This window comes from Pseudomonas sp. B21-056, from assembly GCF_026016325.1.
Taxonomy (GTDB): domain Bacteria; phylum Pseudomonadota; class Gammaproteobacteria; order Pseudomonadales; family Pseudomonadaceae; genus Aquipseudomonas.
Window position 1 is genome coordinate 5,829,021 of record NZ_CP087203.1, and the last position, 26,528, is coordinate 5,855,548.

22 protein-coding genes and 1 pseudogene are annotated in these 26,528 nt (G+C 58.4%); 13 read left to right on the forward strand and 10 right to left on the reverse strand.

The genetic code is table 11. From position 1 onward, the window contains the following. Position 1 precedes the first annotated feature (1 nt). Entirely contained in the window at positions 2 to 358 is a 357-nt protein-coding gene (locus LOY67_RS25550; protein ID WP_074848706.1) for a metalloregulator ArsR/SmtB family transcription factor, read from the reverse strand. Next, positions 355 to 775: pseudogene (locus LOY67_RS25555) on the reverse strand (arsenate reductase ArsC). Before LOY67_RS25555 ends, LOY67_RS25550 begins: the two are co-directional and overlap by 4 nt. A gap of 141 nt (positions 776 to 916) precedes the next feature. On the opposite strand from LOY67_RS25555, the gene arsN2 reads away from it, so the two are divergent. Continuing rightward, the gene (gene arsN2, locus LOY67_RS25560) at positions 917 to 1,396 is read left to right on the forward strand and encodes an arsenic resistance N-acetyltransferase ArsN2 (RefSeq protein WP_265064942.1); all 480 of its coding nucleotides are present in this window, start codon (positions 917 to 919) and stop codon (positions 1,394 to 1,396) included. 274 nt (positions 1,397 to 1,670) lie between these two features. Continuing rightward, the gene (locus LOY67_RS25565) at positions 1,671 to 2,675 is read left to right on the forward strand and encodes a hypothetical protein (RefSeq protein ID WP_265064943.1); all 1,005 of its coding nucleotides are present in this window, start codon (positions 1,671 to 1,673) and stop codon (positions 2,673 to 2,675) included. Positions 2,676 to 2,987: 312 nt separating this feature from the next. Here the strand turns inward: LOY67_RS25565 and LOY67_RS25570 are convergent, their stop codons facing one another. The 5 genes from LOY67_RS25570 to LOY67_RS25590 form a co-directional block, all read right to left on the reverse strand. Further along, positions 2,988 to 3,275: a hypothetical protein gene (locus tag LOY67_RS25570; protein WP_192062253.1), complete on the reverse strand. Its 288-nt coding sequence runs from the start codon at positions 3,273 to 3,275 to the stop codon at positions 2,988 to 2,990. Between the two features lie 363 nt (positions 3,276 to 3,638). Beyond that, complete coding sequence (locus LOY67_RS25575) at positions 3,639 to 4,505, reverse strand: DNA adenine methylase (RefSeq protein ID WP_265064944.1); 867 nt, start codon at positions 4,503 to 4,505, stop codon at positions 3,639 to 3,641. A gap of 61 nt (positions 4,506 to 4,566) precedes the next feature. Further along, positions 4,567 to 6,138 carry a hypothetical protein gene (locus LOY67_RS25580; protein WP_197986527.1) on the reverse strand — a complete coding sequence of 524 codons (1,572 nt, stop codon included), beginning with the start codon at positions 6,136 to 6,138 and terminating at the stop codon, positions 4,567 to 4,569. 672 nt (positions 6,139 to 6,810) lie between these two features. Then, positions 6,811 to 8,007 (reverse strand): type II toxin-antitoxin system HipA family toxin, encoded by a 1,197-nt coding sequence (locus LOY67_RS25585; protein ID WP_265064945.1) that lies wholly within the window; start codon positions 8,005 to 8,007, stop codon positions 6,811 to 6,813. Further along, the gene (locus LOY67_RS25590) at positions 8,007 to 8,258 is read right to left on the reverse strand and encodes a helix-turn-helix transcriptional regulator (RefSeq protein WP_265064946.1); all 252 of its coding nucleotides are present in this window, start codon (positions 8,256 to 8,258) and stop codon (positions 8,007 to 8,009) included. The genes LOY67_RS25585 and LOY67_RS25590 overlap by 1 nt, the downstream gene beginning before the upstream one ends. Positions 8,259 to 8,539: 281 nt before the next feature. On the opposite strand from LOY67_RS25590, the gene LOY67_RS25595 reads away from it, so the two are divergent. The 11 genes from LOY67_RS25595 to LOY67_RS25645 all read left to right on the forward strand — a co-directional run bounded on the left by LOY67_RS25595 (position 8,540) and on the right by LOY67_RS25645 (position 22,013). After that, positions 8,540 to 10,879, forward strand: a complete 2,340-nt coding sequence (locus LOY67_RS25595) for a hypothetical protein (protein ID WP_265064947.1) — start codon at positions 8,540 to 8,542, stop codon at positions 10,877 to 10,879. Between the two features lie 35 nt (positions 10,880 to 10,914). Then, a complete protein-coding gene (locus LOY67_RS25600) occupies positions 10,915 to 11,376 on the forward strand; it encodes an Lrp/AsnC family transcriptional regulator (RefSeq protein WP_041023959.1) in 462 nt (153 codons plus the stop codon). 278 nt (positions 11,377 to 11,654) lie between these two features. Continuing rightward, positions 11,655 to 13,337 (forward strand): flavin monoamine oxidase family protein, encoded by a 1,683-nt coding sequence (locus LOY67_RS25605; RefSeq protein WP_265064948.1) that lies wholly within the window; start codon positions 11,655 to 11,657, stop codon positions 13,335 to 13,337. Positions 13,338 to 13,363: 26 nt separating this feature from the next. Next, on the forward strand, positions 13,364 to 14,158 hold the full coding sequence (locus tag LOY67_RS25610) for a carbon-nitrogen hydrolase family protein (protein WP_265064949.1): 795 nt from the start codon (positions 13,364 to 13,366) through the stop codon (positions 14,156 to 14,158). A 55-nt stretch (positions 14,159 to 14,213) separates the two neighbouring features. Further along, positions 14,214 to 16,646, forward strand: a complete 2,433-nt coding sequence (pqqF, locus tag LOY67_RS25615; RefSeq protein WP_265064950.1) for a pyrroloquinoline quinone biosynthesis protein PqqF — start codon at positions 14,214 to 14,216, stop codon at positions 16,644 to 16,646. A gap of 157 nt (positions 16,647 to 16,803) precedes the next feature. Beyond that, positions 16,804 to 16,878 (forward strand): pyrroloquinoline quinone precursor peptide PqqA, encoded by a 75-nt coding sequence (pqqA, locus tag LOY67_RS25620; protein ID WP_053156473.1) that lies wholly within the window; start codon positions 16,804 to 16,806, stop codon positions 16,876 to 16,878. 80 nt (positions 16,879 to 16,958) lie between these two features. Then, positions 16,959 to 17,870 carry a pyrroloquinoline quinone biosynthesis protein PqqB gene (pqqB, locus tag LOY67_RS25625; protein WP_265064951.1) on the forward strand — a complete coding sequence of 304 codons (912 nt, stop codon included), beginning with the start codon at positions 16,959 to 16,961 and terminating at the stop codon, positions 17,868 to 17,870. Positions 17,871 to 18,076: 206 nt separating this feature from the next. Beyond that, the gene (pqqC, locus tag LOY67_RS25630; protein ID WP_265064952.1) at positions 18,077 to 18,829 is read left to right on the forward strand and encodes a pyrroloquinoline-quinone synthase PqqC; all 753 of its coding nucleotides are present in this window, start codon (positions 18,077 to 18,079) and stop codon (positions 18,827 to 18,829) included. Further along, on the forward strand, positions 18,826 to 19,101 hold the full coding sequence (gene pqqD / locus LOY67_RS25635; protein ID WP_265064953.1) for a pyrroloquinoline quinone biosynthesis peptide chaperone PqqD: 276 nt from the start codon (positions 18,826 to 18,828) through the stop codon (positions 19,099 to 19,101). Before pqqC ends, pqqD begins: the two co-directional genes overlap by 4 nt. Then, positions 19,073 to 20,224 carry a pyrroloquinoline quinone biosynthesis protein PqqE gene (gene pqqE, locus LOY67_RS25640; protein WP_265064954.1) on the forward strand — a complete coding sequence of 384 codons (1,152 nt, stop codon included), beginning with the start codon at positions 19,073 to 19,075 and terminating at the stop codon, positions 20,222 to 20,224. Before pqqD ends, pqqE begins: the two co-directional genes overlap by 29 nt. After that, positions 20,190 to 22,013 (forward strand): alpha/beta hydrolase family protein, encoded by a 1,824-nt coding sequence (locus LOY67_RS25645; RefSeq protein ID WP_265064955.1) that lies wholly within the window; start codon positions 20,190 to 20,192, stop codon positions 22,011 to 22,013. The genes pqqE and LOY67_RS25645 overlap by 35 nt, the downstream gene beginning before the upstream one ends. A gap of 118 nt (positions 22,014 to 22,131) precedes the next feature. On the opposite strand, the gene LOY67_RS25650 is transcribed toward LOY67_RS25645, so the two are convergent. The 3 genes from LOY67_RS25650 to LOY67_RS25660 form a co-directional block, all read right to left on the reverse strand. Then, the gene (locus LOY67_RS25650) at positions 22,132 to 22,290 is read right to left on the reverse strand and encodes a YqaE/Pmp3 family membrane protein (protein WP_003177654.1); all 159 of its coding nucleotides are present in this window, start codon (positions 22,288 to 22,290) and stop codon (positions 22,132 to 22,134) included. A 328-nt stretch (positions 22,291 to 22,618) separates the two neighbouring features. Then, positions 22,619 to 24,397 carry an acyl-CoA dehydrogenase C-terminal domain-containing protein gene (locus tag LOY67_RS25655; protein ID WP_265064956.1) on the reverse strand — a complete coding sequence of 593 codons (1,779 nt, stop codon included), beginning with the start codon at positions 24,395 to 24,397 and terminating at the stop codon, positions 22,619 to 22,621. Positions 24,398 to 24,653: 256 nt separating this feature from the next. Next, a complete protein-coding gene (locus LOY67_RS25660; RefSeq protein ID WP_265064957.1) occupies positions 24,654 to 26,450 on the reverse strand; it encodes an acyl-CoA dehydrogenase C-terminal domain-containing protein in 1,797 nt (598 codons plus the stop codon). Positions 26,451 to 26,528: the final 78 nt, after the last annotated feature.

A 26,528-nucleotide genomic window follows, 5' to 3' on the forward strand; every position in this document is an offset into this window, starting at 1 on the left:
ATCAGCTACACACGGCTTGGTTGATCGGACGGTCGTTCATGCCGCAGAGGCGCTTAGCCTCGGTTTCCAGCCATTGCTGATTGGCGTCTACCACTTCCTTCAAAACTGCCGTCACCCACTCGGGCAAATCAGGATTCAGTCGGTAATACACCCATTGGCCTTGGCGACGATCCAACAGCAAACCGGCGGAGCGCAGCAGCGCCAAATGACGAGAAATCTTCGGCTGACTCAGGTCAAGTGCTGCCGTCAGCTCGCATACACACAGCTCACCTTCACTCACGACAAGCAGCGAAATTTTTGCTCGGGTGTCATCCGCTAGGCACTTGAATAAGGTGGTGGGGTTCATGGGTTCTGTCATAGATCCTCCAGGTGTTTGGTCTTGACCAAAACGAAGAGCTTGATGCGCTCGTGGATGTCGTGGAGCGTGTGGCGAAATGCGCCAGGATCATCGCTAGCTACTGGGTCAGGAAAATCCCAGGCAATGACTTCACCTGCACTGGGCATTGGTAGGCACTCGCTTGCGGATTTATCACAAAGAGTGATTACGTAATCGAATCGATCAGCTTGAAACTCGCTGATGGACTTGCTGTGCAGGCCCGTAGCATCGACTCCAACTGCCTCCAATGCTTGAGTCGTGCGCGGATCAACCTCTGACGGTTCAGATCCTGCGCTGAAGGCCGAAGCGCGGGTCGGTGTGCCGCAGCAAAGCCTCTGCAAGCAGGGAGCGGGCTGAGTTGGCAACGCACACGAAAAGCACTTTGATAGCAGGGCTCATGGTGGAACTCGATGTATATGGAAAATCGAATATACGCTTTGGCGAATATTCGGTAAAGCGAATATGATGTCTGCTGTTTCGGCATGTGCCCTAACGTTCCATGCGTGTCGGCATAACGGAGATGAGAGGATGGAGGGGGATATGATGATCCAGGCAACGGAAATAGCTGGAGGGCAGTCGCAGCGATTTCGCGATGCGCTGAAATTTGCTGACCTTCCAGCAGACGATATTGATCTTCCAGGCCGAACCTTTTTTGAGTTCACACGGGATGGTGAGACTGTTGGATGGGGAGGGTTTGAAACGCATGGGACAGATGGATTGCTGCGCTCCATGGTCGTAGAACCGGCGTACAGATCGAAAGGGGTTGGGGCTGAAGTGCTTCGAGTCATTGAAGCAATAGCTGCCGAGCAGGGAATCGCTCGATTTCATTTGCTGACAACAACTGCACCAGGCTTTTTTGAACAACAGGGCTATGCAGTAAATCAACGAGGCTCAGCGCCACCTCTGATTTCTCAAACGGAGCAGTTCAGGGGGCTTTGCCCTGGCTCGGCTTGCTACATGTACAAGGTCTTAACTTCGAAAGGTGCGATGACTGTTGCGCCTTACGTTTTACGAGACTGAAGGAGTGACTTATTCATCGTTTGAAATGTACCTCCAGCGCAAGCGGAGCGCGCAGGCCCTAGGATGGGCCGAAGGCTTGAGGATGGAAGCCCGCAGGGCCAAAACCCAGCGCAGTCGGGGTTTGGTTCACGACAGCCGTACCCCAACTGGGTCAAGCCCCTAGCGGATTCAATGTAAGTCGCCATCGAACTACTGAGCCAGGAACCTTTGTCAGGCTTCCACTTGCCCATCCAACACGTCAAAATACGATTTTGACGTGCCTACAGGATGTTCAATGCAGACGATCATCGTTCGCTATTTTGAAACTGTGATCGACCCAGCATCAGGCCGTGAAGTGCCTAACCTGCTGGGAACTGAATCCTACGAAGATATTCGCGAAGCACTCATCCCCGGCCTACCCACCCCGCGCCCAGGTAAGAAGGCCCCCCCGATCTTCGTCACTAAGTGCTTTTCTACCTCCCAGCACCATCGTTGGGAATTGGTATCGGTAACCAGTACGCCCGCGAACGGGGTAGCACCGGCTATTTTTACGATTTTTATCAGGCCGGTAGACGTTTCCAGCGAGGTTTTCCTTTACCAGACGCTCAAGAAGGACAAAAACCAGACGCTGAAGAGACTGCTATGGCCTGGAACATTGGTTGAGGTCGATTATGGCTTTGTCCAGCACACAGGGCGGACTGACGCGAGCACAAAGACTAATAAGCGTTACTGCGACACGCTTCTTGCTGGTGAGATGTACAAGCGTCGATTGGCTGTAGTGGTGAAGGTTGTGTCGCCAAACCTTGTTCAGGTTGCTCCTGTGACATCCGTCACTCCATCGCCGGATGACAAATCGATCTTCCAGATATCTCAGGCCACGCTGGATAAAATGCCGCGCTATAAATTTAGTGGCAAGTCCAGCTATGTCCTGTGCGGCAGAACAGAATCCGTTTCTATTCAGCGTCTTTTGCCTCCATTGAGCTACGGAACGAGCATCCCCATTCGCAACGTGCGCTACACGGTTAAGCTGGCGCGGAGCGAAGAGAAGCTTTTCAAAGAGGCTCTGCTGCACGCTGTGGGTGCTACCAACTATGTCCCCTACCACCAGTTCCTTCAGGAGCAGATCAAAGCTGATCAGCTCCAGCAGGATGTTGACCGCCTCAATCGGGAGCTGGAGGCGTCCATAGCTGCCCTGGACGCGGTCACCACAGCGGGCAACCTCGCAAAACGTTGGGCATCAGAGTGGGAGCTGGACTATGATGAAGGCCTTGAGGTTCAGCGAGAGTTGGATCGCGCCTGAGTCGAGCAACGTTAAATTGAAGTCCTGTCAATCTGGTTGACACGCGTGGCACCTTTTCTATATAATTTACCCACATGGTCGAGCTAAGAGTGCAGGACTCCACCTCGGCGACACGGCTAATACCGTCTCCTGTGAAAGTAAAATGTTCAAAGAAACCGCCCCTCAAAGGCGGTTTTTTTGTGCCCATTGTTTACTGCTCGGAGCCCTGAGATGGAGGGTTACTCTTGAGTCCGGTTTTGCGCCAACGCCTTAGTGGTGGTGCTTCTGCCGGTCGTGGGCAGGATGCCCCGCTGATGGCGAGGCAGCTTCTGTTTACCAGCCCAGAATTTCTTCGACCTGTTCGGTGAGTTCTGCCCGGTCGGTAACCTTGCTCAGATCATCGCTATGAAGTGCATTTTCGGCAGCATGGACATGTACAAGCTTCTCTTTGCCGTGCTTGTTCATAAGCTGCTCCAAGAAATAAAGGACTTCGTAGCCTTCGTCCTTGTCTACCTGCTGACGATCTTTAATACCTGCATAAGGCGAGTCGCCTTCATCTCGAGTCCAAGTGTAGGTATAGACATCGGTTTGAAGGTTTGAGCGTTTCAGTATTACAGCCATGTGAACTCCATTTGCGTGATACAGCTGATGTGGAATTGAGCGCTCCGTGCATCCAAAGGCCCCGCCTGGTAGGCGAGCATGATGGTGCTTGGGCGAGCTAATCGTGCCCCAGCTTTTGCGTAGTGTCACGGGATTAGTGGCTTCTTGCCAGCACACTTCAGATTGCTGCTAGGAGTTGGTCTTGTGAGGGCGATTGGGGATGAGGTGAAACCGTGCCTGGCATCTTAAGGATCAGAGTAGTGGGTCGCATGTCCCGTGCTGACTTTCCTATGACCCAAGTATTTAAAGGTCGGTCGTCGTCCGCGTGGAAAACTGATGTGGCATCAGCGCTAAAAGGCATCTCGAAGGTATAGGCGACTTGGTCTACGATACCTTCCGGTTCAAGCCACTCTCAGGCGCTAAAATAGTTGGCCCATAGATCATAACTTCAGAACCTTTCTTTTTTTGTTGAGCGGTATAGCTCAAGAAATATTCGTCCTGGCGATAATTGGTGTAGATATTTTTTATCTCGCTCACGTTATCGTATGAAACGATCCAAGGCTTGTCGATACTGCCCAGCGCGTTAGCGATCTGTACGTGATCGTCGTGCACGTAGAAGTTGCGATAGAGACCAGAGCCCTTGATGTAATAGGGAGGATCGAGATAGGTGAGGGATTTCTTTGGAAGAGCTGGGGTTATATTATTGATGAAGCCAAGAGCATCTTCATTGTAGATTTTGATTCGATTCTTATACTTTCCAATTAATTCTATACGCTTAATAAGTTCAGGCTTATTGAAGCGAACATCCAACTTCCACTTTCCTGCTTGCTCTTTCCCACCAATAACGCCGGCTTTCAAGATGCCCGAGCGATTAGTGCGATTGAGGAAGAAGGTAGCCATGGCAAGATCCACAACTGAACAATCTTCTGGATTATCAAGTATGGCCTTAAATCTATGCCAGTTTTCCATGGTGACAGGCGTGTCAACGATAGCCTTGCTGATATCATCTGTATGATGGACTACCGAATGCCAGAACGCGTAGATAGCCGGATCTAGATCATTGATATGTATAACTGAGGCATACTCGTGGAACATGAGTTCCAGAGCAACACCAGCTCCGCCTGCATAGGGTTCTGCATAATGACCGTCATGTAAGCCATTCACTTCAAACACTTGCTTTATGAAGTGAGCAAATTTTCCCTTGCCACCAGGGTAGCGTAGCGGTGTAGAAAATACCCTAGAAGCGCCCATGAATCTTATCCCAGCTCGTCAAGCTGTCCATGAGAACACATGCTAGGGCATTTTCCAATGCTTAGCGCCAGATGGCTTCAAGCATAGGCTGGTATTCTTCCGCAATGTCCTTCAGCTCGGATGGTAGGGGGGCGCTATGAGTCCCGTGCACGAACAGGTTGAAGTGATCAACCGATCCTGGCTGGTCATAGGAGCTGGCACGCTTGAAAATGGCCTTTGCCGCTGGGGCCGCTATTTTCTTTTCGGCTTCCAGATGTTTAACCACCGACTGAACCTTCATGACCAACTTGTCACCGCTTCCTCCACCGCGAAGTTCATTGTTAGTGTCCCAACGCAAAACTGTTTTACCTGCGTCCTTCTGCATTCTCGCGTATTCATCGCAAGTTGTTTCAATAAACACGCGAAAAGTTATTGCAACTGCGTTAGGGCACTCATCAACTCGCAGGACTGCTCTCAGCTCGTTATATATTGCGTTGATACGCGAGTTGGAAATCTTCAGCGACCAAGGGGTCAAATATTTCCTCGCTCGTGCTTGTGGTTTTGCGCGAATTCCCGGAGAAGCTGGAGGTTCAGGTTTTATATTTTCGGTGCCGTCCGGCTTGCCCGGCTTAGTCCCGCCCGATTGAGGGCCACTAGCTACACCTGGTCGAGTGCCGTTGCCACCACCTGGCTGCGCGTTAGTACCTTTTTCATCGTCAGAGTCACCGTTGCCGCCAGCGCTGTGACCGCCCCCTGTGCCCCCACCATTCGTCGTGTCCGGCTGAGCCGGTCTGACCTTTACCTTTGCGGCTTCAGCCAAACTGTCGGGAAGTATTTCAGGTGGAATATGCCCAAGGGTAACTACCTGGTTCTCATACTTACGCACGTCGTTCACGTTGTATCCATGGGATACAAACATATCGAGCATGAACTCCAGCGCGGGCGCAATCTGATCGAGTGGCAGCTGTGGTGTCAGGGTCTTATTTTCGACTTTTAACCGGAAGGTGTTCTGCCCGAGCGTAGACGAGAAGATCCGCGTAAGGGTCGTTACGTCGATCTCGAAGACGTCCAGAGCCGCCTTGTTCGTGAAGATGTGCTGGTTGTCGACGATCAGGTTTCTGATCTGGCGACCAATAGATTCAATGCCAGTCTGGCGTGCCCGGCGTTCGTCTCGAATGTCACTGTCCCAGCCAACCCGTCCTGCCCCCCGATTCTCGCCCGTATGCTTCAGCTCAATCCATACATCCCCGTCAGCGCGGGTAGGCACTACGCTGCATTGCAGGCTTTCAGGCACCCCATCCGTCAAACTATGATGGGCTTTTAGAAAGCCTTTATAGCCGCGATCTGCGGGACAAAGGTCGGGACGCTGAAGGAGCTTAAGGGCTGTCAGCCGGCGATTCCCTTCAAGGACTATAAAGTTGCCGTCTTCGTCCGGTGTTACAAGCTGCAGCTCTGTAGGGTCGAGACCGTTCTCAACAATATGTTCGGCTAGGCGAAGAATTTTCTTAGCCTCCTCCGGATTGGAGAGCATCAGCTTGATCGCTTCCCGCTGATTCTGGGCGACATCGTTGCCGAATCGCACGTTCTCCTGGTCGAGCTTAATTTGATCCAGGGAGATAACGCGTATATCCCGCATCATTGCGTCAATTTTCATAAATTATCCATTCGGCGATTCGGTGCTGGCGCAATGATAATACAAAGCGCGGACATAGGAGGGTCGCCGTTTCTTGGTCTATCAGCCCTTCGTAGCTGGTCGGCAACGCAGGAGCGGTGTACACCGCTTTTCTCCTCCAAATTGGTAACATTTAGCATTGAGATTAAAAGGATAGGAGCAGAAAGGTGCGCCTGGATAATGACAATTTCAGTGAAATTACGGTGCAATTCGGAAAGTCCTGCAGCCGTCAATGAAGCGATGGTGCATGTCGCTCATCGCCGCTTCCGCCCGAAATTGCCGCTGAGCAGACCGGCGACCACGAGCTCCGATGAGGCTTCAGGGATTTTCCGCAATGAGCTCGTCTGAGGTGAGCGCTGCACGGTGATTTAGATGTTCCCTAGCACACGAGAGGTGAGCGCATTGTGACGAGCCATCCAAATACAACACCAGGGTTGTATTTAATCAACCGTAGCTACATGATCGTCAACCGGAAGCAATCACTATAATTCACGGGCAGTTGACCAGGGACATGACCGGACGGACAGTACACAAACGGAAACTTTATATACCACATAATGGTTCGAGTCCGTGTGGGCCCACCAACTTGAAAGCCGCGCATTGCGCGGTTTTTTCATGCCTGCAAAAACAGCGGATTCAGCCCATACACAGAAATCAGCCAAAGGTTTTCATAAAAGGCTCAGCACAACGGCGGATCGCAGCCACCACATCAGGCGCCTGCTCACAAAGCTCAGTCGAGCGAGCCAGCACACGCTCCAATGCCTGTAATTGATTGCGGATTATCGTTTCCGGCTCGGCGATGCCACATACCTGAGCGAAGTCCAGCACGCCTTGTCGGGAAGCAAATAAGGACTTGTTTCCAACCAGATCAAGTGCCAAAACGTCCGCAGGAATGTACGCCGTCGTATTAACGATATCGTAGGCCGGAGCCAAGCGTGCGTCGCGCTGGGTTGGCTCGGAGTACAACAGCCCGAAGTTTTTCAGATGGGCGTCACCATTACCAACGATACAGCTCAAGGTTACGATGGCAAATAGTTGCGCCAGTGAATCCTCTATATGCTTCGAAGGGCAGAACAGGCGTATAGCCTTGGCGATAGCCGAATAGCTCTTGCTATATTTTTGCTCGGCAGGAAGCCCCATCAGTACTGCCATATCCTCAAAACCCACGGGATTGAGCTGTTCGTCCCGGTCAAAGCGGCGCATGACAAACAGTTTGGCATTATCGGAAAGGTAAAACTCTGGAACAGGAATTCCCGCTTCTCTGGCCACGGACATGCACAGGAATTCGTTGATGGCCAATCCGGGAAATTCATCACGACCGCTTTTGATGATCAGATCAGAGGTCTTCGAGGTGAAACGCTGTGTGGCGCTAGTCTGACGCTCTGGAACCAGGACTTTTGGCTGCACACCCGATATCCCAGCACGCAAGATGTAGCGATCGACCAAATCGACGAAGATGTCCTCCGCACCATCCCAAGCCAGGATTTCCTCCAGCTTTTCTCCGGGAAACTCTTGACGTCGCAGGAGTGCATCAACGTTCGCAGAGGTGATTGCTACACGCCCGATAGGCGAGCTGCTGCCAGACAAGGCCAGCAGCAACATGGGATCGACGTTTGCCACTTTAGCCAAGCGATTACGCAACTGCTCCAGGACGTAACCCTCCGGCAAATTCATCTGGAAGATTGGGTGCAGGTCCCGATGACGGTACTCATCCAGACGTACTGGCATCAACAAGCTGATCGCCGCCTGTGCTGCCGCATCCTCACGGTAGCGAAAAAGATAGTGCCCAGCACTGCTGAGGATCTTTCCGCTGTCGCCTTCTGGCGTCGTGACCTGCAATGAGGCAACCATCAGTCAAACACTCCTTGGATTTCATCCAGCGTGGGCATGGATGCAGGAATTACCGAAAGTTCGCAGTCCAGGGCTGCCACAACCCGTGCATAAGCAGCCATGCCCACCGAGAGGTCACCCTTCTCGATTGTGATGACTTTCTGCCGGGTAATACCAGCTAACCCCGCCAGCCTGGCTTGTGTCAGCCCACGATTGAGACGACGTTGCTTAAGCTGCTCGCCAAGCCGAACCGTGATGAGAGAATAATCCATGTTCCGTATACATAACAATGTGATGTCGATGTAACGTATACAGAACTTTTCAAGTAAGGCAAAACAATTTTCTTCAAGATTAGAAAGCACATGCGCGTATAAGCACGCATTGCACGGCTTTCCTGTTTTTGAGAGGGTGGCCGCCTCACTTTGTCCATGCCTGTTACCCAGCCCCCCTCACCGAGACGCTCATCATCGCCACCCCCACCCTCCCCCGACTGTTCCTTGAGCTTTTCTGGCAACTCGCCATCCTGCTGGTGCCGGCCTTTTTCGTCACGGTCATGCCACCCCCGCTGGCACTACTGACGGTGCTGTTCTTCGGCCTGTTGATGGGCATCGCGGCGCGGCTGGGCTTTCTATCCGTGGGTCGGGGCTGTGCCCGGTTGATGATCGGCGCCGTGTTTGGCCTGGGTTTCAGCCTGGGCAGGGCGCTGCCCGAGTGGTGGGGTATCCTGGTGGCAATCGTCGCCATCATCGGCGGGCTCGCCTGTGTCAGCAAATGGGAGCGACGTCTTGGCCTGGTATCGGACCCTGTCAAAGGGCCAAGTGCCTGGGGCGGATCCGAGCCGCAACTGACTCCGGAGGGTGAGCCGATACGGACGTTCAACCATGGCGAAATCGCAATGGGCGGCCCGACCTATTGCGACTACCTGTTTCCCGATGGCGTACTCCTGCAAGGCCTTGGCGCTTCGGCGGTGTTCTCCAGCGACGGACGTTATTTCGCCGCGCCGGTGCCGTCCCGGCAGAGCTGGGGGCTGGTCGTTCTGGACCGTCAGCAGCGCCGGATCTACCGCTGCGACAACAGTGAATCCTGGGAACTGGACACGCTGGACCTTGATAGCTTGAACGGTCGTTATAGCCCATTGGTCGACAACAGCGTTCGTACGACCCGGATCGATGAGCTGTTGCAAACCGCCAGCGCCGCCGATCTGGTACCCGTTGCCGATCTTTGGCTGGAACCGGGCTGGTATCCGGATGATATTGCGCACACCTTCGAGCGGCGCTCCGCTGACGGGCAACAATGCCTGGTGGGCAACGTTGTATTGCCCCCCACTTTTCGCGATCTGCCTCAGCCCTTGGAACCGCTGCGTTCACCACGCTATGCCATCAGCGTCAATGGGCAGCCGTCTGGCTTGTTGATGGCCGCTGATACCGCATTGGTGTGGGGTACCGATCACCGCGCGTTGGTGTGTCGGGCTCAGGAACAAACCGGGCATCCAAGCGGCGACCGCTACTGGTTATGGCAGGTTGACCAGGGCTGGCGCGCACTGCCTTCGCCTTGGGTGAATAGCGATGCCGAACCCTCTTTTTATTGGTATGACGTGGTGGGCCTCAACAAGCACCACGTACATATCGGGTCGTACCTCGACTACCCGCGTCCGTCTCTCGGCCGGTATGGCTATCGCCTCGACAGCATCCACAGCGATACCGAAATCCAGGCAGGCCATGACGCCCAGGGTCGGGTGCAGGTTGCCGAGTTTCAGTTGACCCGGATGAGCATTGCGATGCCGTTGGGCAGCCAGGGCCGGCGCGGTGAGTCGTTCATAGAGACGCAGCCGATGTCGGGCGGCGTCTGCGCTCAGCTGATCTGGCTTTGCGACAACAGCGAAGGGCTGGGCGCTTATCGCTGCCAGATCGGTGAGTGGCAACTGCCAGGACGTTGGTTACTGGATCATCGGGTCTCCGACTGCGGACGTTATCTGGCGTTGCTGCCATTTGCAGACGCAATGACAGTCGCAACCCACGCAGCGGTTGTCGATGTGCAGGAGAAGTGCCTGTTGGAGGGCCCTCCGATGTGGGTGGCCCGCCTGCTCGATTTCCGCAATGGCTTGCTGAGTCTGGCGACGATCGGCGGCCGTCTGGATCAAGACCTGAACGGCAGCGCGCTGCAACGCTTCAATGTCCCTGCACCGAAGGTCGGTAGCGATCCGTCATTCTTTCATGCCGACGAACACTCCCGGCTGTTCTACAACACCGTGGAGCTACGGGTGAGCGACTCACAGTTATGCAGCGTTACCCCTTGGCGCCGGGTGGATTGTCCGCAAGCGGCCATTGCCGAGGGCGACTTCATCCAGCCCTCACCCGAGCAACGAGATGCCGCCTGGTTGTTCGGCAGCGACACGGAATATGCCGATAGCTGGGTCCGTGCGAATACGCCGCGGCTCGGGGGCTACTTGTTGACCGCCTCCGGCTGTGCGTTGACTGACCTTGCGCCCTCGATGATCTGGTCGCCGGACGGCCGCTATCTCGCGCTGACCCGCATGGCTACCGATGTGACAGAGCTTTGTGGGAGTTATCGCGGCTGGCAGTTGCTGCTACTCGACGTTCAAGCGCACACGCTACGGGTGCATTCGCAATGGCTGGGCAACCGTCCGCTATTTGAAGGTTTTGACGACCAGCAGGTACACATCCGTTGTTTTGAACGGGATTGGGAAGCGGAGGACGATGAGGACCCAGGTTCAATACACTCATTGCCACTGGCCCTTCTGCTGCAATTACCCACTGAACAACTGATCTGCCAGGACGGTTTCTGGCTCAGTGCTTCGCAAACGCATCTGGCGCCCCACTGGCGAGCATTGGCGTTACCTGCCATCAGCTATTTCGAGCCCAAGAGCCTGTAACATGCCCACCACCGATGCCCGCGCCGGAGCCCACCGTGCCTGACACCCGCCCTCCCGTTCTCGACGAAATCGACCGTCAACTGATCGCCGCCCTGCAAATCAATGCCCGGGAAAGCGTCGCCATGCTGGCTCGGCAACTGGGCATTGCCCGGACAACCGTGACCTCACGGCTGGCCCGGCTGGAAAAAACCAAAGTGATTACCGGCTATGGTGTGCGCCTTGGACAGCGGGTGGTCGATGGCGGCCTGCAGGCCTACGTCGGCATCAAGGTCCAGCCGCGCTCTGGCAAGGACGTGCTGCGACGCCTGAGCGCCATGGCCCAGGTCCAGCAATTGTGCGCGGTCAGTGGCGAGTTCGATTATGTGGCCTGGCTGCGCACGGATTCGCCGGAACAGCTTGATCAGTTGCTGGACCAGATCGGCAGCGTGGATGGCGTGGAGAAGACCACCACCTCGATCATTCTCAGCAGCAAGATTGATCGGGGGCAGCCGGTCTAGGGCTGTTTACCCCGAACTGATGTGGGAGCGAGCCTGCTCGCGATAGCTTCGGCCGGGTCGAGCACTTCGTCGACAGACAAACCGCTATCGCGAGCAGGCTCGCTCCCACAAGGGTTGCATTTCGTCATTATGTTTTTCGCACACATCATAATGACCCCTTACAAACCAAAACGACGACACATTGCGTCTTATTAACGTGTTTCACGCTCTCTAGAATGGCTGGCATCTTTCCTATACTCAGACGCGAGCCAGCGTCGGGTCGCCCATCAAGGTCAGCCATGAACAAGCACAATCGCCATCCAGCAGACGGCAAGAAGCCCATCACCATTTTCGGGCCGGATTTTCCTTTCGCCTTTGACGACTGGATCGAGCACCCGGCCGGCCTGGGCAGTATTCCGGCTGACAACCTCGGCGCGGAAGTGGCGATCGTCGGAGCCGGGATCTCTGGTCTGGTGGCGGCGTACGAGTTGATGAAGCTGGGCCTCAAGCCGGTGGTCTATGAGGCGTCGAAAATGGGCGGGCGGCTGCGCTCGCAAGCGTTCAATGGCGCCGAAGGGGTGGTCGCCGAACTGGGCGGCATGCGCTTTCCGGTATCGTCCACGGCGTTCTATCACTACGTCGACAAGCTGGGGTTGGAAACCAAGCCGTTTCCCAACCCGTTGACCCCCGCCTCGGGCAGCACCGTCATCGATCTGGAAGGCCAGACCTACTACGCACAGAAGCTGGCGGATCTTCCTGCGTTGTTCCAGGAAGTGGCCGACGCCTGGGCCGATGCGCTGGAGGACGGCTCGCGCTTCGGCGAGATCCAGCAGGCGATTCGCGACCGTGACGTGCCGCGCCTCAAGGAACTGTGGAACACTTTGGTGCCACTATGGGACGACCGCACCTTCTACGACTTCGTCGCCACCTCCAAGGCATTCGCCAAGCTCTCGTTCCAGCACCGTGAAGTCTTCGGCCAGGTCGGCTTCGGTACCGGTGGCTGGGATTCGGACTTCCCCAACTCGATGCTGGAAATCTTCCGTGTGGTGATGACCAACTGCGACGATCATCAGCATCTGGTGGTCGGCGGCGTGGAGCAGGTGCCCCACGGCATCTGGAAACACGTGCCGGAGCGCTGCGCACATTGGCCGAAGGGCACCAGCCTGAGTTCGCTGCACCTGGGCGCGCCCCGCAGCGGTGTGAAACGCATCGCTCGCGCCGACGATGGCCGGTTCAGCGTGACGGACGTCTGGGGCGACACCCGTGAATACGCCGCGGTGCTGGTCACCTGCCAGAGCTGGCTGCTGACCACCCAGATCGAATGTGAAGAGCCGCTGTTCTCACAAAAGATGTGGATGGCCCTGGACCGCACCCGCTACATGCAATCATCGAAGACGTTTGTCATGGTCGACCGCCCGTTCTGGAAGGACAAGGACCCGGAAACCGGCCGCGACCTGATGAGCATGACCCTCACCGACCGCCTGACCCGCGGCACCTACCTGTTCGACAACGGCGACGACAAACCGGGCGTGATCTGCCTGTCGTACTCCTGGATGAGCGATGCGCTGAAAATGCTGCCCCATCCGGTGGAAAAGCGCGTGAAGCTGGCCCTCGATGCCCTGAAGAAGATCTACCCCAAAGTGGATATCGCCGCTCGGATCATCGGCGATCCGATCACCGTTTCCTGGGAAGCCGATCCGCATTTCCTCGGTGCTTTCAAGGGCGCCCTGCCGGGTCACTATCGCTACAACCAGCGCATGTACGCGCATTTCATGCAAGACGACATGCCGGATGAACAACGCGGGATCTTTATCGCCGGCGACGACGTCTCATGGACACCCGCCTGGGTTGAAGGCGCGGTACAGACCTCACTCAATGCCGTGTGGGGAATCATGAAGCACTTCGGCGGTGAAACTCACGCCGAGAACCCGGGTCCAGGTGATGTATTCAATGAGATCGGTCCGATCGCACTGCCTGAATGAAACGGCCCGAATAAAAGGAGTTGTCGATGCGTGTAGCCCTTTATCAATGCCCACCGCTGCCACTGGATCCGGTCGCCAACCTGCAGCGCCTGCATCAGGTGGCGCTGGAGGCCAGGGGCGCCGATGTGCTGGTCCTGCCGGAGATGTTCATGACCGGCTACAACATCGGTGTCGATGCGGTGAATGTATTGGCCGAGGTCTACAACGGCGAATGGGCGCAGCAGATCGGCCGCATTGCCAAGGCGTCCGGCCTGGCGATTCTTTATGGCTACCCTGAGCGCAGCGAGGACGGGCAGATCTACAATTCGGTACAACTGATCGACGCCCAGGGCGAACGCCTGGCCAACTACCGCAAGAGCCATCTGTTCGGTGACCTGGATCATGCGATGTTCAGCGCAGGCGATGATTCACTGCCGATCGTGAACCTCAACGGCTGGAAGCTCGGTTTCCTGATCTGCTATGACCTGGAGTTCCCGGAAAACGCCCGACGCCTGGCCTTGGCCGGCGCCGAACTGATCCTGGTGCCGACCGCCAACATGCAGCCCTACGGGTTCATCGCCGACGTTACGGTGCGCGCCCGGGCGATCGAGAACCAGTGTTTCGTGGCCTACGCCAATTACTGCGGTCATGAAGGTGAATTGCAGTATTGCGGCCAGAGCAGCATTGCCGCGCCGGATGGCAGCCGTCCCGCCCTTGCGGGGCTGGATGAGGCACTGATCGTGGGTGAACTGGACCGTCAATTGATGGACCACTCCCGCGCCGCCTACAACTACCTGCATGATCGTCGCCCCAAGCTTTACGACGACTTGCACAAGCACTGATTGAGAACGTGCTCCAATCCGCTAGCATGAGCGCATCTCTGCCTTGGAAGCGCTCATGCCGGTCCCCGATTCCCTTCGCCCCTCTACTGAAACCCTGGCCAACGGGCTGAGGGTGACATTGCGTCATGCATCCGGTCTCAAGCGCAGCGCGGCAGTGCTGCGGGTGGCCGCCGGCAGCCATGATGCGCCGCTGGCCTGGCCGGGCATGGCGCACTTTCTCGAGCACCTTTTCTTCCTCGGTACTGAGCGTTTTCCCACGGGAGAACATTTGATGGCCTACGTGCAGCGGCATGGCGGCCAGGTCAATGCGCGTACCAGCGAACGCACCACGGACTTTTTCATCGAGCTGCCGCCGGCCGCCTTCGCCGGCGGACTGGACCGGTTACAGGACATGCTTGCCCATCCGAGCCTCGACGAAGCCGACCAGTTGCGGGAACGGGAAGTGTTGCAGGCGGAGTTCATCGCCTGGTCCCAGGACGCGGCGGCCCAGCGCCAGGTTGCCCTGCTCGAAGACCTCTCGACGCTCCATCCGCTACGGGGTTTTCACGCGGGCAACCGCGACAGCCTGGCCGTGTCGCAGCCTGAGTTCCAGACGGCACTGCAGGATTTTTATCGGCGGTTCTATCACAGCGGCCAAATGACCCTGAGCCTGGCTGGCCCGCAAAGCCTCGGTGAGTTGAACGCACTGGCAGAATCCTTCGGCAACGACTTGCCCGCCGGCGACATGGCTGCCCGGCAGTCGCCACCGAGCCTGATGGAGTCGTCCGAAACAAGTTATCAACAGGTCAACGACCGTTGCTTCGATCTACTGTTCGCCTTCGAAGACCTGCCCAGCGCTTCGCCCCAGGCCTTGGATTTTCTCTGCACCTGGCTGAACACCGGCAAACCGGGCGGCCTGCTTGCTACCTTGCGCCAACGTGGTCTGGCTGACAGCCTCAAGGCCACGCCGTTGTATGAATTTGCCGGGCAGGCGTTGCTGCACATCGAACTCAAGCTCGACGAGCCTCAACGGCGCAATGAAATACAGCCATTGCTGCATGACTGGTTGGGTTTTTTTACCGCCCAGGATGATTGGGCGTCCTTGCGCAAGGAGTTGACCGCCCAGCTCCATTGCCGGCAAGAGACCGGATCGGCGCTGCAACTGGCCCGCTCGGACAGTGAAGGGCGGGACGCCCCTCTGTCGGAGAACGACCTCTTGAGGCTCAGGGAAATCCTCAGGCAGTTGCAACCGGCGGCTCACACCACCGAAGCATGGCAACTGCCCGCGCCCAATCCGTTCCTGCAAACAGCCGCCGAGCCACCCCGTGCCGGCCTGATACGCGGCCAGACCAGCGCCCACCGCGGTTTGCGGACCTTCGCCCAGGACCGCTCCCGGGGACGGCGCGAACGCTCGCCCATGCAGTTCAGCCAGGCACTGGCGGATAACCCCCGTGAAGGCGCGGTGTACCTGCGCTGGCGGCTGGCGGCTCAAGCGCCACACGCTCTTCAATCCAGGTTGGAACGGCACCTGCAGGCGTTGCGAGAGGAGGCCCGGCACGCCGGTGTGGACGCCACCGTGGAAACCTCCGGCAACCAGATCCTGCTGAAGCTGGTCGGTTTGCAGGCACCGATGCCGCTGGTGCTTGAACACGTTTTGACAAAGTTGGGAGAACCGCTACCCAATGCTGTAGACGAAGCGCCGTTGATGCCGATTCGACATTTGTTGAGGGCGTTGACGGATCAGTGCCGACTGTCCTCTCGATCAGAAACTGTGCCGCAGCCCCACAGCGACCAAAGCCTGTGGGCCACCGCCGAGTGGGACGGCTTGGCCATCGGCCTTTCTGAAACGACCCAAAGCGCCATGGGCCCCGCTCTGGCTCGGGTACCCGGCATTGCCGGCCAACCTGTCGAACCGACGCCGCGTTTGGCGCAGCTCCTCTGGCGCAGCTTGCCAACCCAGGGCGACGAGGAGGCCGTATTGCTGTTTTGTCCGACGCCCACCCAGGCGTTGTCCGACGAAGCCGCCTGGCGGTTACTGGCCCAGCTGTGTCAGACGCCGTTTTACCAGCGCCTGCGGGTCGAGTTGCAACTGGGCTACGCGGTGTTCAGCGGATTGAGGCAAATCGATGGGCAAACCGGGCTGCTGTTCGGCGTTCAATCCCCCAGCGCTTCGGCGGCTGAGCTGATCACTCACATGGAACAGTTCCTGGAAGCGTTACCGGAACTGATCCGACAGATCGATGATTCGACCTTGATCGACCAGCAACGGATACTCGCTTCCCAGTTCCACAGCGACACCCTGTCCTGCGCCCAAGCAGCCGAACTGCTCTGGCAGGGTAAACTGGCCGGCCGCCCGTCGGATTACCTTCAGCAGCTTTGCGATGGGATCGTGGGGTTGAATCGCGAGCAACTGCTGGACGCCGCCCGGCGCCTGAACGACGTCGAAGGTGGCCGCTATTGCCTGAGCAACGGCGCTTGCCCGGGCGAACACTGGCAGGTGCCAGAATGATCGTTACAGCGTCTGCAATGAGCTTTCTCGGAGAATCGCGGCGAACGAATTTGTTTAATTTAGTAACATAGCTGCCTAAGCATCTGAACATCTCCGAACGGAGGTGGACTATATGTATAGATCTCAACCGTCCCACCCCAACCAAAGGAGTATGTCCATGTCCTGGTCCAAACCCGCATATATCGACCTGCGTATCGGTTTCGAAGTCACCATGTACTTCGCCAACCGTTGATTGCTGCAGTCGATTGAACGCGCAGCAAACGCCTCGGTCACCCGGGGCGTTTTCTATTTCGGTTTGCAGATGGAGCGGCCATGTTTGTCCAGATTCTAGGTTCCGCCGCCGGCGGCGGTTTCCCTCAATGGAACTGCAATTGCGCCAATTGCGCAGGTTTTCGCAGCGGCAGCCTGCGGGCCCAGGCGCGCACCCAGTCGTCCATCGCGATTTCCGATGACGGTGTGAGCTGGGTGTTGTGCAACGCCTCTCCGGACATTCGCGCCCAACTCCAGGGCTTTGCCCCAATGCAACCCGGCCGGGCCCTGCGGGATACCGGCATTGGCGCCGTCATCCTGATGGACAGCCAGATCGACCACACCACCGGCCTGCTCAGCCTGCGCGAAGGCTGCCCTCATCAGGTCTGGTGCACCGACATGGTCCATGAAGACCTGAGCACCGGGTTCCCACTGTTCAACATGCTGACCCACTGGAACGGCGGGTTGAGCTGGAACCGCATCGAACTCGACCAGAGCTTCACCGTTCCGGCCTGTCCGAACCTGCGCTTCACCCCGTTGCCCCTGCGTAGCGCCGCACCGCCCTACTCACCGCACCGCTTCGATCCGCACCCGGGGGACAACATCGGCCTGATCGTCGAAGACCTGCGCACCGGGGGCAAGCTGTTCTATGCGCCGGGCCTGGGCAAAGTGGACGGGCCGCTGCTGGAGATCATGGCCGGCAGCGATTGTCTGCTGGTAGACGGCACGATGTGGGACGACGATGAAATGCAGCGCCGCGGCGTCGGCACCCGCACCGGTCGGGAGATGGGCCACCTGGCACAGAACGGCCCTGGCGGCATGCTGGAAGTGCTGGAGCAACTGCCCCAGCAACGCAAAATTCTGATTCATATCAACAATACCAACCCGATCCTTGATGAAGACTCACCGGAACGGGCTGAACTTGTACGCCGAAAGGTTGAAGTGGCCTACGACGGAATGAGTATTGAGTTGTAGGAAGGGCTGGGCGATTGTGGGCTTGCAGCGTGTCAGTTGGTTTGATGCTGGCTGGGCTGGCCCCATCGCGAGCAGGCTCGCTCCCACAGGAGTCCGGGTAGTACCGGATGTCTCATACACCACAGAACCCATGTGGGAGCGAGCCTGCTCGCGATGAGGCCAGCCCTGACGCCACCGAACCCGAAGGCCTCCCCCGGAGAACCGCAATGACTGACACCCCCCTGTCCCCCGCCGAGTTCGAAGCGGCCCTGCGTGCAAAAGGCGCGTATTACCACATCCATCACCCCTATCACGTGGCGATGTATGAAGGCCGCGCCACTCGCGAGCAAATCCAGGGCTGGGTCGCGAATCGCTTCTACTATCAGGTGAACATCCCGCTCAAGGATGCCGCGATCCTGGCCAACTGCCCGGACCGGGAAATCCGCCGCGAGTGGATCCAGCGCCTGCTCGACCATGACGGCGCGCCCGGCGAAGACGGCGGCATTGAAGCCTGGCTGCGGCTGGGCCAGGCTGTCGGGCTGGATCCCGATCAACTGCGCTCCCAGGAGCTGGTGCTGCCGGGGGTGCGATTCGCCGTGGATGCCTACGTCAACTTCGCCCGCCGGGCCAGTTGGCAGGAAGCCGCCAGCAGCTCGCTGACCGAGCTGTTCGCCCCGCAGATCCACCAATCGCGCCTGGACAGTTGGCCGCAGCATTACCCGTGGATCGACCCGACCGGTTATGAATACTTCCGCACCCGCCTGGGCCAGGCCCGCCGTGACGTGGAGCATGGCCTGGCGATTACCCTGCAGCATTACACCACCCGCGCGGGCCAGGAGCGCATGCTGGAGATTCTCCAGTTCAAACTGGACATCCTCTGGAGCATGCTCGACGCCATGAGCATGGCCTACGAATTGAACCGCCCGCCCTATCACAGCGTGACCGGGCAACGGGTGTGGCACAAAGGAATCCCTTTATGAGTTTCGACCGCAGCAAAACCCCTCGCTGGCGCCCCGGCTATCGCTTCCAGTACGAACCGGCCCAGAAAGGTCACGTGCTGCTCTACCCTGAAGGCATGATCAAGCTCAACGACAGCGCTGCGCTGATCGGCGGCCTGATCGACGGTGAACGAGATGTCACGGCCATCATCGGCGAGCTGGCCAAGCAGTTTCCCGACGTGCCCGAACTCGGTGATGACATCGAGCAGTTCATGGAGGTCGCCCGTGCAGAGCACTGGATCGAACTTGCCTGACCAGCCGGCGATCGGCCTGCCGCTGTGGTTGCTGGCGGAGCTGACCTATCGTTGCCCGCTGCAATGCCCGTATTGCTCCAACCCGCTGGACTTCGCCGAGCAGGGCAAGGAGTTGGGCACCGAGCAGTGGTTCAAGGTCTTTCGCGAAGCCCGGGAAATGGGCGCCGCACAGTTGGGCTTTTCCGGTGGCGAGCCGCTGGTGCGTCAGGACTTGGCTGAGCTGATCGGTGAGGCACGCAAATTGGGTTTCTACACCAACCTGATCACCTCCGGCATCGGTTTGACCGAACAGAAGATCAGCGATTTCAAGAAGGCCGGCCTGGATCATATCCAGATCAGCTTCCAGGCCAGCGACGAACAGGTGAACAACCTGCTGGCCGGCTCGAAGAAAGCCTTCGCGCAGAAACTGGAAATGGCCCGGGCCGTGAAGGCCCACGGCTATCCGATGGTGCTGAACTTCGTCACCCATCGGCACAACATCGACAAGATCGACCGCATCATTGAGCTGTGCATCGCCCTTGAAGCCGACTTCGTCGAACTCGCCACCTGCCAGTTCTACGGCTGGGCGCAGCTCAACCGGGTGGGTCTGCTGCCCACCCGGGAGCAACTGGTCCGCGCCGAGCGCATCACCAACGAATACCGCGCCAGGCTGGAAGCCGAAGGGCATCCGTGCAAGTTGATCTTCGTCACGCCGGACTACTATGAAGAACGCCCCAAGGCTTGTATGAACGGCTGGGGCAGCCTTTTTCTGACGGTGACGCCGGACGGTACCGCGTTGCCTTGTCACGGTGCCCGACAGCTACCGGTGCAATTTCCCAACGTGCGCGACCACAGCATGCAGCACATCTGGTACGACTCCTTCGGTTTCAACCGATTCCGCGGTTATGACTGGATGCCCGAGCCGTGCCGCTCCTGCGATGAAAAGGAAAAGGACTTCGGCGGCTGCCGTTGCCAGGCCTTCATGCTCACCGGCGACGCCAGCAATGCCGATCCGGTGTGCAGCAAGTCCGAACATCACAGGGTGATTCTCAAGGCTCGGGAAGAAGCCGAGCATGCCACCCAGACCATCGAACAACTGGCCTTTCGCAATGAACGAAACTCGCACCTCATCGCCAAAAGCTGACCCGTTCAGCGCCGCCCAGGCCGTTGCAGCGGGAATCGACTTCGCTGAACTGCAGCTCGGCCCACTGGGCCTGTTCTGGAATGAATATCGCCCGCAAGACGGGGCTTGCCGGATCTGGCAATGGCAGGACACCCAGGCCCGCTGCCTGACCCCGGACGGTTTCAGCGCACGCAGCCGGGTCTATGAATACGGCGGTGGATCGTTCTGCCTGGGCGACGATGGCGTGCTGTTCGTCAACGACGCGGACCAACAGCTGTACCGTCAATCGCTGGGCGGCGAGATGCCTATGGCGCTGACGTCCGGCGACTGTCGATACGGGGGTCTCAGTTTCGCCGCCGGCCAGGTCTTGGCGGTGGAGGAACAGGCCAATCGGCATCGCCTGGTATCGATTGGCATCAAAGATCAGCAACGGCATCTGCTGGCCGAAGGCGCTGACTTCTATGCCGCGCCAACCTTGAGCCCGAACGGTCAGCGACTGGCCTGGATCGAGTGGAGTCGTCCGCATCAGCCGTGGACGGCCACGCGACTGATGCTGGCCGAACGTAGCGCTTCCGGTTGGGGGGAGCCGCGTTGCGTCGCCGGCAACGCGGAAGAGGAATCCATCCAGCAGCCGCGTTTCGATGAAACCAGCCGCTTGTACTGCCTGAGTGATCGCAGCGGTTACTGGCAGCCGTGGGTTGAATCGATCGACGGCCTGCAACCGCTGCCTTGCGCTGAAGCCGATCATGCTCCCGCGCCTTGGCAATCAGGCGGCTGTACCTGGCTGCCAGTGGACAACAAGACGTACCTGGCGAGCTGGACCGACGCGGGTTTCGGCCGGCTTGGCCTGTGTCGCAACGACACTGGGCTGGAAGACTTTACCGGTGCCTACACCCGTTTTCGCAGCCTGGCGCTGGACGAGCGGTACATCTACGCCATCGTCGCTTCGCCCGTCAGTCCATCAGCTGTCATCGCGATTGAGCGCCATAGCCATGCCACACGGGTACTGGCCGGCGGCGTCGCACCTCTTCCCGTCGAACAGATCAGCCGTCCGCAGACGCTGCACTATCCCTCGACCTCGGGCATGGCCCATGGGTTCTTTTACCCCGCCATCGGGGCCGGAACCAAGCCACCATTGGTGGTGTTCATCCATGGCGGCCCCACCTCGGCCTGTTATCCCCTGTTCGATCCGCGCATCCAGTACTGGACCCAGCGCGGCTTTGCCGTTGCCGACCTCAATTACCGGGGCAGCAGCGGCTATGGCCGGGCCTACCGGCAAGTGCTGCATTTGAACTGGGGCGTGGTGGACGTCGAGGATGCCTGCGCAGTGGTCGGCCATCTGGACGAACAAGGCCTGGTCGATGGCCGTTGCGCGTTCATTCGCGGCGGCAGCGCCGGAGGCTACACGACGCTCTGCGCCCTGGCGTTTCACGACGTATTTCGTGCCGGCGCCAGCCTCTATGGTGTCAGCGACCCGGTCGCCCTGGGTCGGGCCACACACAAATTCGAAAGTGATTACCTGGATTGGCTGATCGGCGACCCGCAACGGGACATCGAACGCTACCGCGCCCGCACCCCGCTGCTGCATGCCGACCGGATCCGCGCACCGATGATTTTCTTTCAGGGCGAACTGGACGCCGTGATCGTGCCGCAGCAGACCCGCGATATGGTCAAGGCGCTGGAGGACAACGGCGTTATGGTCGAAGCACACTACTACCCGGATGAACGTCACGGCTTTCGCAAGGCGGCGAACCAGGCCCATGCGCTGGAGCATGAGTGGTTGTTCTATCGGAAGGTGATGCAGATGTAAGGAGATGAAGAACCTGTGGGAGCGAGCCTGCTCGCGATAGCGGTCAATCGACATCCATGTTGAATGACAGACTGCTATCGCGAGCAGGCTCGCTCCCACAAGGGATTAGATATAACCCTCAGCGCTTGGCGATGATGTACACCGCGTGCACGATCCCGGGGATGTAACCCAACAGCGTCAGCAGGATATTCAGCCAGAAAGCCCCGCCGAAGCCGACTTGCAGGAACACGCCCAACGGCGGCAACAGAATGGCGATGATGATGCGAATGAAATCCATGGTGGGCTCCTGATGGACGATGGCTACATTGCCATATAGCTCATTGACCCACGACCGCTCGTCTGGGTTCAAACCATCAATGAGTAGGACGCAGCTGGGCCAGAACAAAAAACGCAGGCAAAGAAAACCCCGCCGAAGCGGGGCTTTGCAGACTGTTTCCCTGATATCCCTTTCACTCCACCTTCCTGGCGGAATCCTACGTGTCCGTGTTGTTTCTCTGCGCATCCTGCGCGACGTCCATGTGAAGTAGATTAGCCCTGGATCCAATCGGCCGATAGAGGGAAATCGGCGTCACGTCATGTAAGCATTTACTTACATAACGCTACGTTCAGAATTGCTCCGCTTCCAGCAGGAACAGCGACTCACTGCCCGCCTTCACCGAAGCGCTCAAGGAGTGAATCCGTGGCAGCAGGCGGGCAAAGTAGAACCGTGCGGTACCCAGCTTGCTCGCGTAGAAGTCATCCTGGTTTTCTTTGCCCAGCGCCGCCTTGGCCATCAGCGCCCACATATAGGCATAAGCGGTGTAACCGAATGCTTGCAGATACTCCACCGAAGCCGCGCCGATTTCGTTCGGGTTGCTTTTCGTCCGGTCCAGCAGCCAGTCGGTCAGCTCATCCAGGGTACCGACGGCATCGTTCAACGGCTTGGTGAACTCGGCCAGGTCACTGCTCGCGGTGGCGGTGAAGTGGCGGATTTCATCGGCGAACAGTTTGTAGAACGCGCCGCCGCTGCCGACGATCTTGCGTCCTACCAGGTCCAACGCCTGGATACCGTTGGTGCCTTCGTAGATCTGGGTGATGCGAACATCACGCACCAATTGCTCCTGGCCCCACTCGCGAATATAACCGTGGCCGCCGAAAACCTGCTGGCCATGCACGGTGGTTTCCAGGCCCAGGTCCGTCAGGAACGCCTTCGCTACCGGCGTCAGCAACGCCACCAGGTCCTCGGCGCGCTTGCGGGTGGCCGGGTCTTCGCTGAACTTGGCGGTGTCCAGTTGCATCGCCACATAGGTGGAAAATGCCCGTCCGCCTTCGTTCGAGGCTTTCATGGTCAGCAACATCCGACGCACATCGGGGTGGACGATGATCGGGTCGGCGACCTTGTCCTTGTTCTGCGCGCCGGTGGGCGAACGGCTCTGCAAGCGATCACGGGCGTATTCGACGGCGTTCTGGTAGGAACGCTCACCGGACGCCAGGCCCTGGATACCCACGCCCAGGCGTTCGTAGTTCATCATGGTAAACATCGCCGCCAGGCCTTTGTTCGGCTCGCCGACCAGATAACCCACGGCTTCATCGAAGTTCATCACGCAGGTGGCGGACGCCTGGATGCCCATCTTGTGTTCGATCGAGCCGCAGTTGGCCGCATTGCGTGCGCCCAGGCTGCCGTCGGCATTGACCATGAACTTGGGCACCAGGAACAACGAAATGCCTTTCGGGCCGGCCGGCGCATCCGGCAGTTTTGCCAGCACCAGGTGGATGATGTTCTCGGTGAGGTCGTGCTCGCCGCCGGTGATGAAGATCTTGGTGCCGCTGACCTTGTAGGAACCGTCGGCCTGGGGTTCGGCCTTGGTGCGAATGATCCCCAGGTCTGTACCCGCATGGGGCTCGGTCAGGCACATGGAGCCGGCCCAGAGGCCGGCGTACATGTTCGGCAGGTACGCCGCTTTCAATTCTTCGCTGGCGTGGGCGTTGATCGACAGGCAAGCCCCGGCGGTCAGCATCGGATACAGACCGAAGGACAGGCTGGCGGAGTTGACCATTTCTTCGACCTGGGCCGAAACAGCCTTGGGCATGCCCATGCCACCGTAGGCAGGATCGCCGCCGACACCGACCCAACCGCCTTCAGCGTAAGTCCGGTAGGCCTGTGGGAAACCTGCCGGCGTGGTAACGGCACCGTCCGCCCAATGGCAACCTTCTTCGTCAGCGGCACGGCTGAGGGGCGCAATGCTCTTGCTGGTGACTTTACCGGCCTCTTCGAGAATCGCCTCGACGGTTTCAGCGTCAACGGTCTCGGCCAGCGCCGGCAGCTCGGCCCAGAGTTTCGCGACCTCGAACACTTCATTGAGGACGAAGCGCATATCGCGCAGGGGCGCTTTGTAGTCAGCCATGGCAAACCTCGCAGGATCTAAACAGTGGGGTCCGTAGGAAACGGTTTTCGCAGTGGTCGGAGTGTACCTCAACAACTTTTGCGACACATAGGGTCAACCCATGACTGTTTTGTTATTTTTAGTCACATCCAAGGGTATTCATAAATCCCGTGGCGAGGGAGCTTGCTTCCGCTGGGCTGCGCAGCAGCCCTTTTTCTTTGGACACCCCACACTCAAGCGCAAGCAAGCACCTTTTGCCACCCTTGTGCTTCAACCCTTAAAGGGCAAACAGCTCGGCCGGCAGCTTCATCAGACAATCACTCCCCGCCTCGATGGCTTCCCGGTGGGCAGCCGTGCGCGGCAACAGACGCTTGAAGTAGAACTCGCAGGTCGCCAGTTTGCCCCGGCAGAAATCGGCATCGCCGCGACCACTGTCGAGTTGCGCCTGCGCCACCAGTGCCATGCGCAACCACAGGTAGGCCAGGATGATGTAGCCGCTGTACATCAGATAATCCACAGAGGCGGCGCCCACCTCGTCCGGGTTCTTCATGGCGGCCATGCCGACCCGGGTGGTCAGTTCGCCCCACTGCCGGTTGAGTCCGTCGAGTTGTGCGACGTAGTCCTTGAGCTGCGGGTGCCCAGCATTCGCGGCGCAGAATGTGTGAACGATTTTGGTGAACCCGCGTAGCAACTTGCCCTGGCTACCCAGCACCTTGCGCCCCAACAGATCCAGGGCCTGGATTCCGTTGGTGCCCTCATAGATCGGCGCGATGCGGCAGTCCCGCACCAACTGTTCCATCCCCCACTCGCGGATGAAACCATGGCCGCCAAACACCTGCATGCCATGGTTCGTCACCTCCAGTCCGGTCTCGGTCATGAAGGCCTTGCAGATCGGGGTAAGGAACGCCAGCAGGTCCTCAGCTTCCTGACGGGCGCTTTCGTCGGCGCCCAGGTGCGCGGTATCCAGCAGTTGCGCGGTGAAGTACGTCAATGCCCGATTGCCCTCGTTGAAGGCTTTCATGGTCAGCAACATACGGCGCACATCGGGATGGACAATGATCGGATCGGCGACCTTTTCCGGCGCCTTGGGACCGGTCAGCGAGCGCATCTGCAAGCGGTCGTTGGCGTACTTGATCGCGCCCTGGAAGCTCGTCTCTCCCAGGCACAGGCCCTGCATGCCGGTGCCGAGCCGGGCATGGTTCATCATGGTGAACATGCAGTTCAGGCCCTTGTTCGGCTCACCGATCAGGAACCCCTTGGCACCGTCGAAATTCAACACACAGGTGGCAGAAGCCTTGATACCCATCTTGTGTTCGATCGAACCGCAGGTAACGCCGTTGCGCCCCCCCGCTTCGCCCGTAGCGTCGGGCAGGAACTTGGGCACGATGAACAGCGAGATGCCCTTGGTGCCGGCGGGGGCATCCGGCAGTTTGGCCAGCACCAGATGAATGATGTTTTCACTCATGTCGTGTTCGCCGGCGGAAATGAAGATCTTGCTGCCGGTGACCGCGTAGCTGCCGTCGGCCTGAGGCACCGCGCGGGTCTTGATGATGCCCAGGTCCGTACCGCAATGGGCTTCGGTCAGGCACATGGTGCCGGTCCATTGACCGGCGGTGAGCTTGCTCAGGTAGGTCTGTTTCTGCTCTTCGGTGCCGTGGGCGTGAATGGCCGACATGGCGCCGTGGGTCAGGCCCGGGTACATGCCCCAGGACGTGTTGCTGGACGCGATCATTTCGCTGATGACCAGGCCCAGGGAACCGGGCAGGCCCTGGCCACCGTATGTCGGATCAGCGGCCAACCCGTGCCAGCCGCCCTCCACGTACTGTGCGAAAGCCTCTTTGAAACCGGTAGGCGTGGTCACCACACCGTTGTCGAAATGGCAGCCCTCTTCGTCGCCGGAGCGATTGAGCGGCGCCAGCACGTTCTCACAGAATCGCGCGCCTTCCTCGAGGATCGCATTGACCATGTCCGGGCTGGCATCGCTGGCCCCCAGCTCGGCATAACGGCCATGGAAATCGAAAACGTGGTCGATCAAAAAGCGCATGTCACGCAGGGGAGCTTTGTACTCGGGCATGGTGGTTTTCTCCGGTAGCAGATCGTTCAAACCTACTGGCGGCCACCGGGGCTCACAATCACAGTCCAGACGCTGAAT

What these genes read in the sequence shown, in the direction of transcription:
- LOY67_RS25585 (WP_265064945.1), bottom strand. Translation starts at nt 8,007, where the DNA reads ATGGTTGCCTCATTGCAGGTCACGACGCCAGAAGGCGACAGCGGAAAG.
- arsN2 (WP_265064942.1), top strand. Translation starts at nt 917, where the DNA reads ATGATGATCCAGGCAACGGAAATAGCTGGAGGGCAGTCGCAGCGATTT.
- LOY67_RS25645 (WP_265064955.1), top strand. Translation starts at nt 20,190, where the DNA reads ATGAACGAAACTCGCACCTCATCGCCAAAAGCTGACCCGTTCAGCGCC.
- LOY67_RS25605 (WP_265064948.1), top strand. Translation starts at nt 11,655, where the DNA reads ATGAACAAGCACAATCGCCATCCAGCAGACGGCAAGAAGCCCATCACC.
- LOY67_RS25580 (WP_197986527.1), bottom strand. Translation starts at nt 6,138, where the DNA reads ATGAAAATTGACGCAATGATGCGGGATATACGCGTTATCTCCCTGGAT.
- LOY67_RS25660 (WP_265064957.1), bottom strand. Translation starts at nt 26,450, where the DNA reads ATGCCCGAGTACAAAGCTCCCCTGCGTGACATGCGCTTTTTGATCGAC.
- LOY67_RS25565 (WP_265064943.1), top strand. Translation starts at nt 1,671, where the DNA reads ATGCAGACGATCATCGTTCGCTATTTTGAAACTGTGATCGACCCAGCA.
- pqqC (WP_265064952.1), top strand. Translation starts at nt 18,077, where the DNA reads ATGACTGACACCCCCCTGTCCCCCGCCGAGTTCGAAGCGGCCCTGCGT.
- pqqB (WP_265064951.1), top strand. Translation starts at nt 16,959, where the DNA reads ATGTTTGTCCAGATTCTAGGTTCCGCCGCCGGCGGCGGTTTCCCTCAA.
- LOY67_RS25570 (WP_192062253.1), bottom strand. Translation starts at nt 3,275, where the DNA reads ATGGCTGTAATACTGAAACGCTCAAACCTTCAAACCGATGTCTATACC.
- LOY67_RS25590 (WP_265064946.1), bottom strand. Translation starts at nt 8,258, where the DNA reads ATGGATTATTCTCTCATCACGGTTCGGCTTGGCGAGCAGCTTAAGCAA.
- LOY67_RS25655 (WP_265064956.1), bottom strand. Translation starts at nt 24,397, where the DNA reads ATGGCTGACTACAAAGCGCCCCTGCGCGATATGCGCTTCGTCCTCAAT.
- LOY67_RS25575 (WP_265064944.1), bottom strand. Translation starts at nt 4,505, where the DNA reads ATGGGCGCTTCTAGGGTATTTTCTACACCGCTACGCTACCCTGGTGGC.
- LOY67_RS25650 (WP_003177654.1), bottom strand. Translation starts at nt 22,290, where the DNA reads ATGGATTTCATTCGCATCATCATCGCCATTCTGTTGCCGCCGTTGGGC.
- pqqF (WP_265064950.1), top strand. Translation starts at nt 14,214, where the DNA reads ATGCCGGTCCCCGATTCCCTTCGCCCCTCTACTGAAACCCTGGCCAAC.
- LOY67_RS25595 (WP_265064947.1), top strand. Translation starts at nt 8,540, where the DNA reads ATGCCACCCCCGCTGGCACTACTGACGGTGCTGTTCTTCGGCCTGTTG.
- LOY67_RS25610 (WP_265064949.1), top strand. Translation starts at nt 13,364, where the DNA reads ATGCGTGTAGCCCTTTATCAATGCCCACCGCTGCCACTGGATCCGGTC.
- pqqD (WP_265064953.1), top strand. Translation starts at nt 18,826, where the DNA reads ATGAGTTTCGACCGCAGCAAAACCCCTCGCTGGCGCCCCGGCTATCGC.
- LOY67_RS25550 (WP_074848706.1), bottom strand. Translation starts at nt 358, where the DNA reads ATGACAGAACCCATGAACCCCACCACCTTATTCAAGTGCCTAGCGGAT.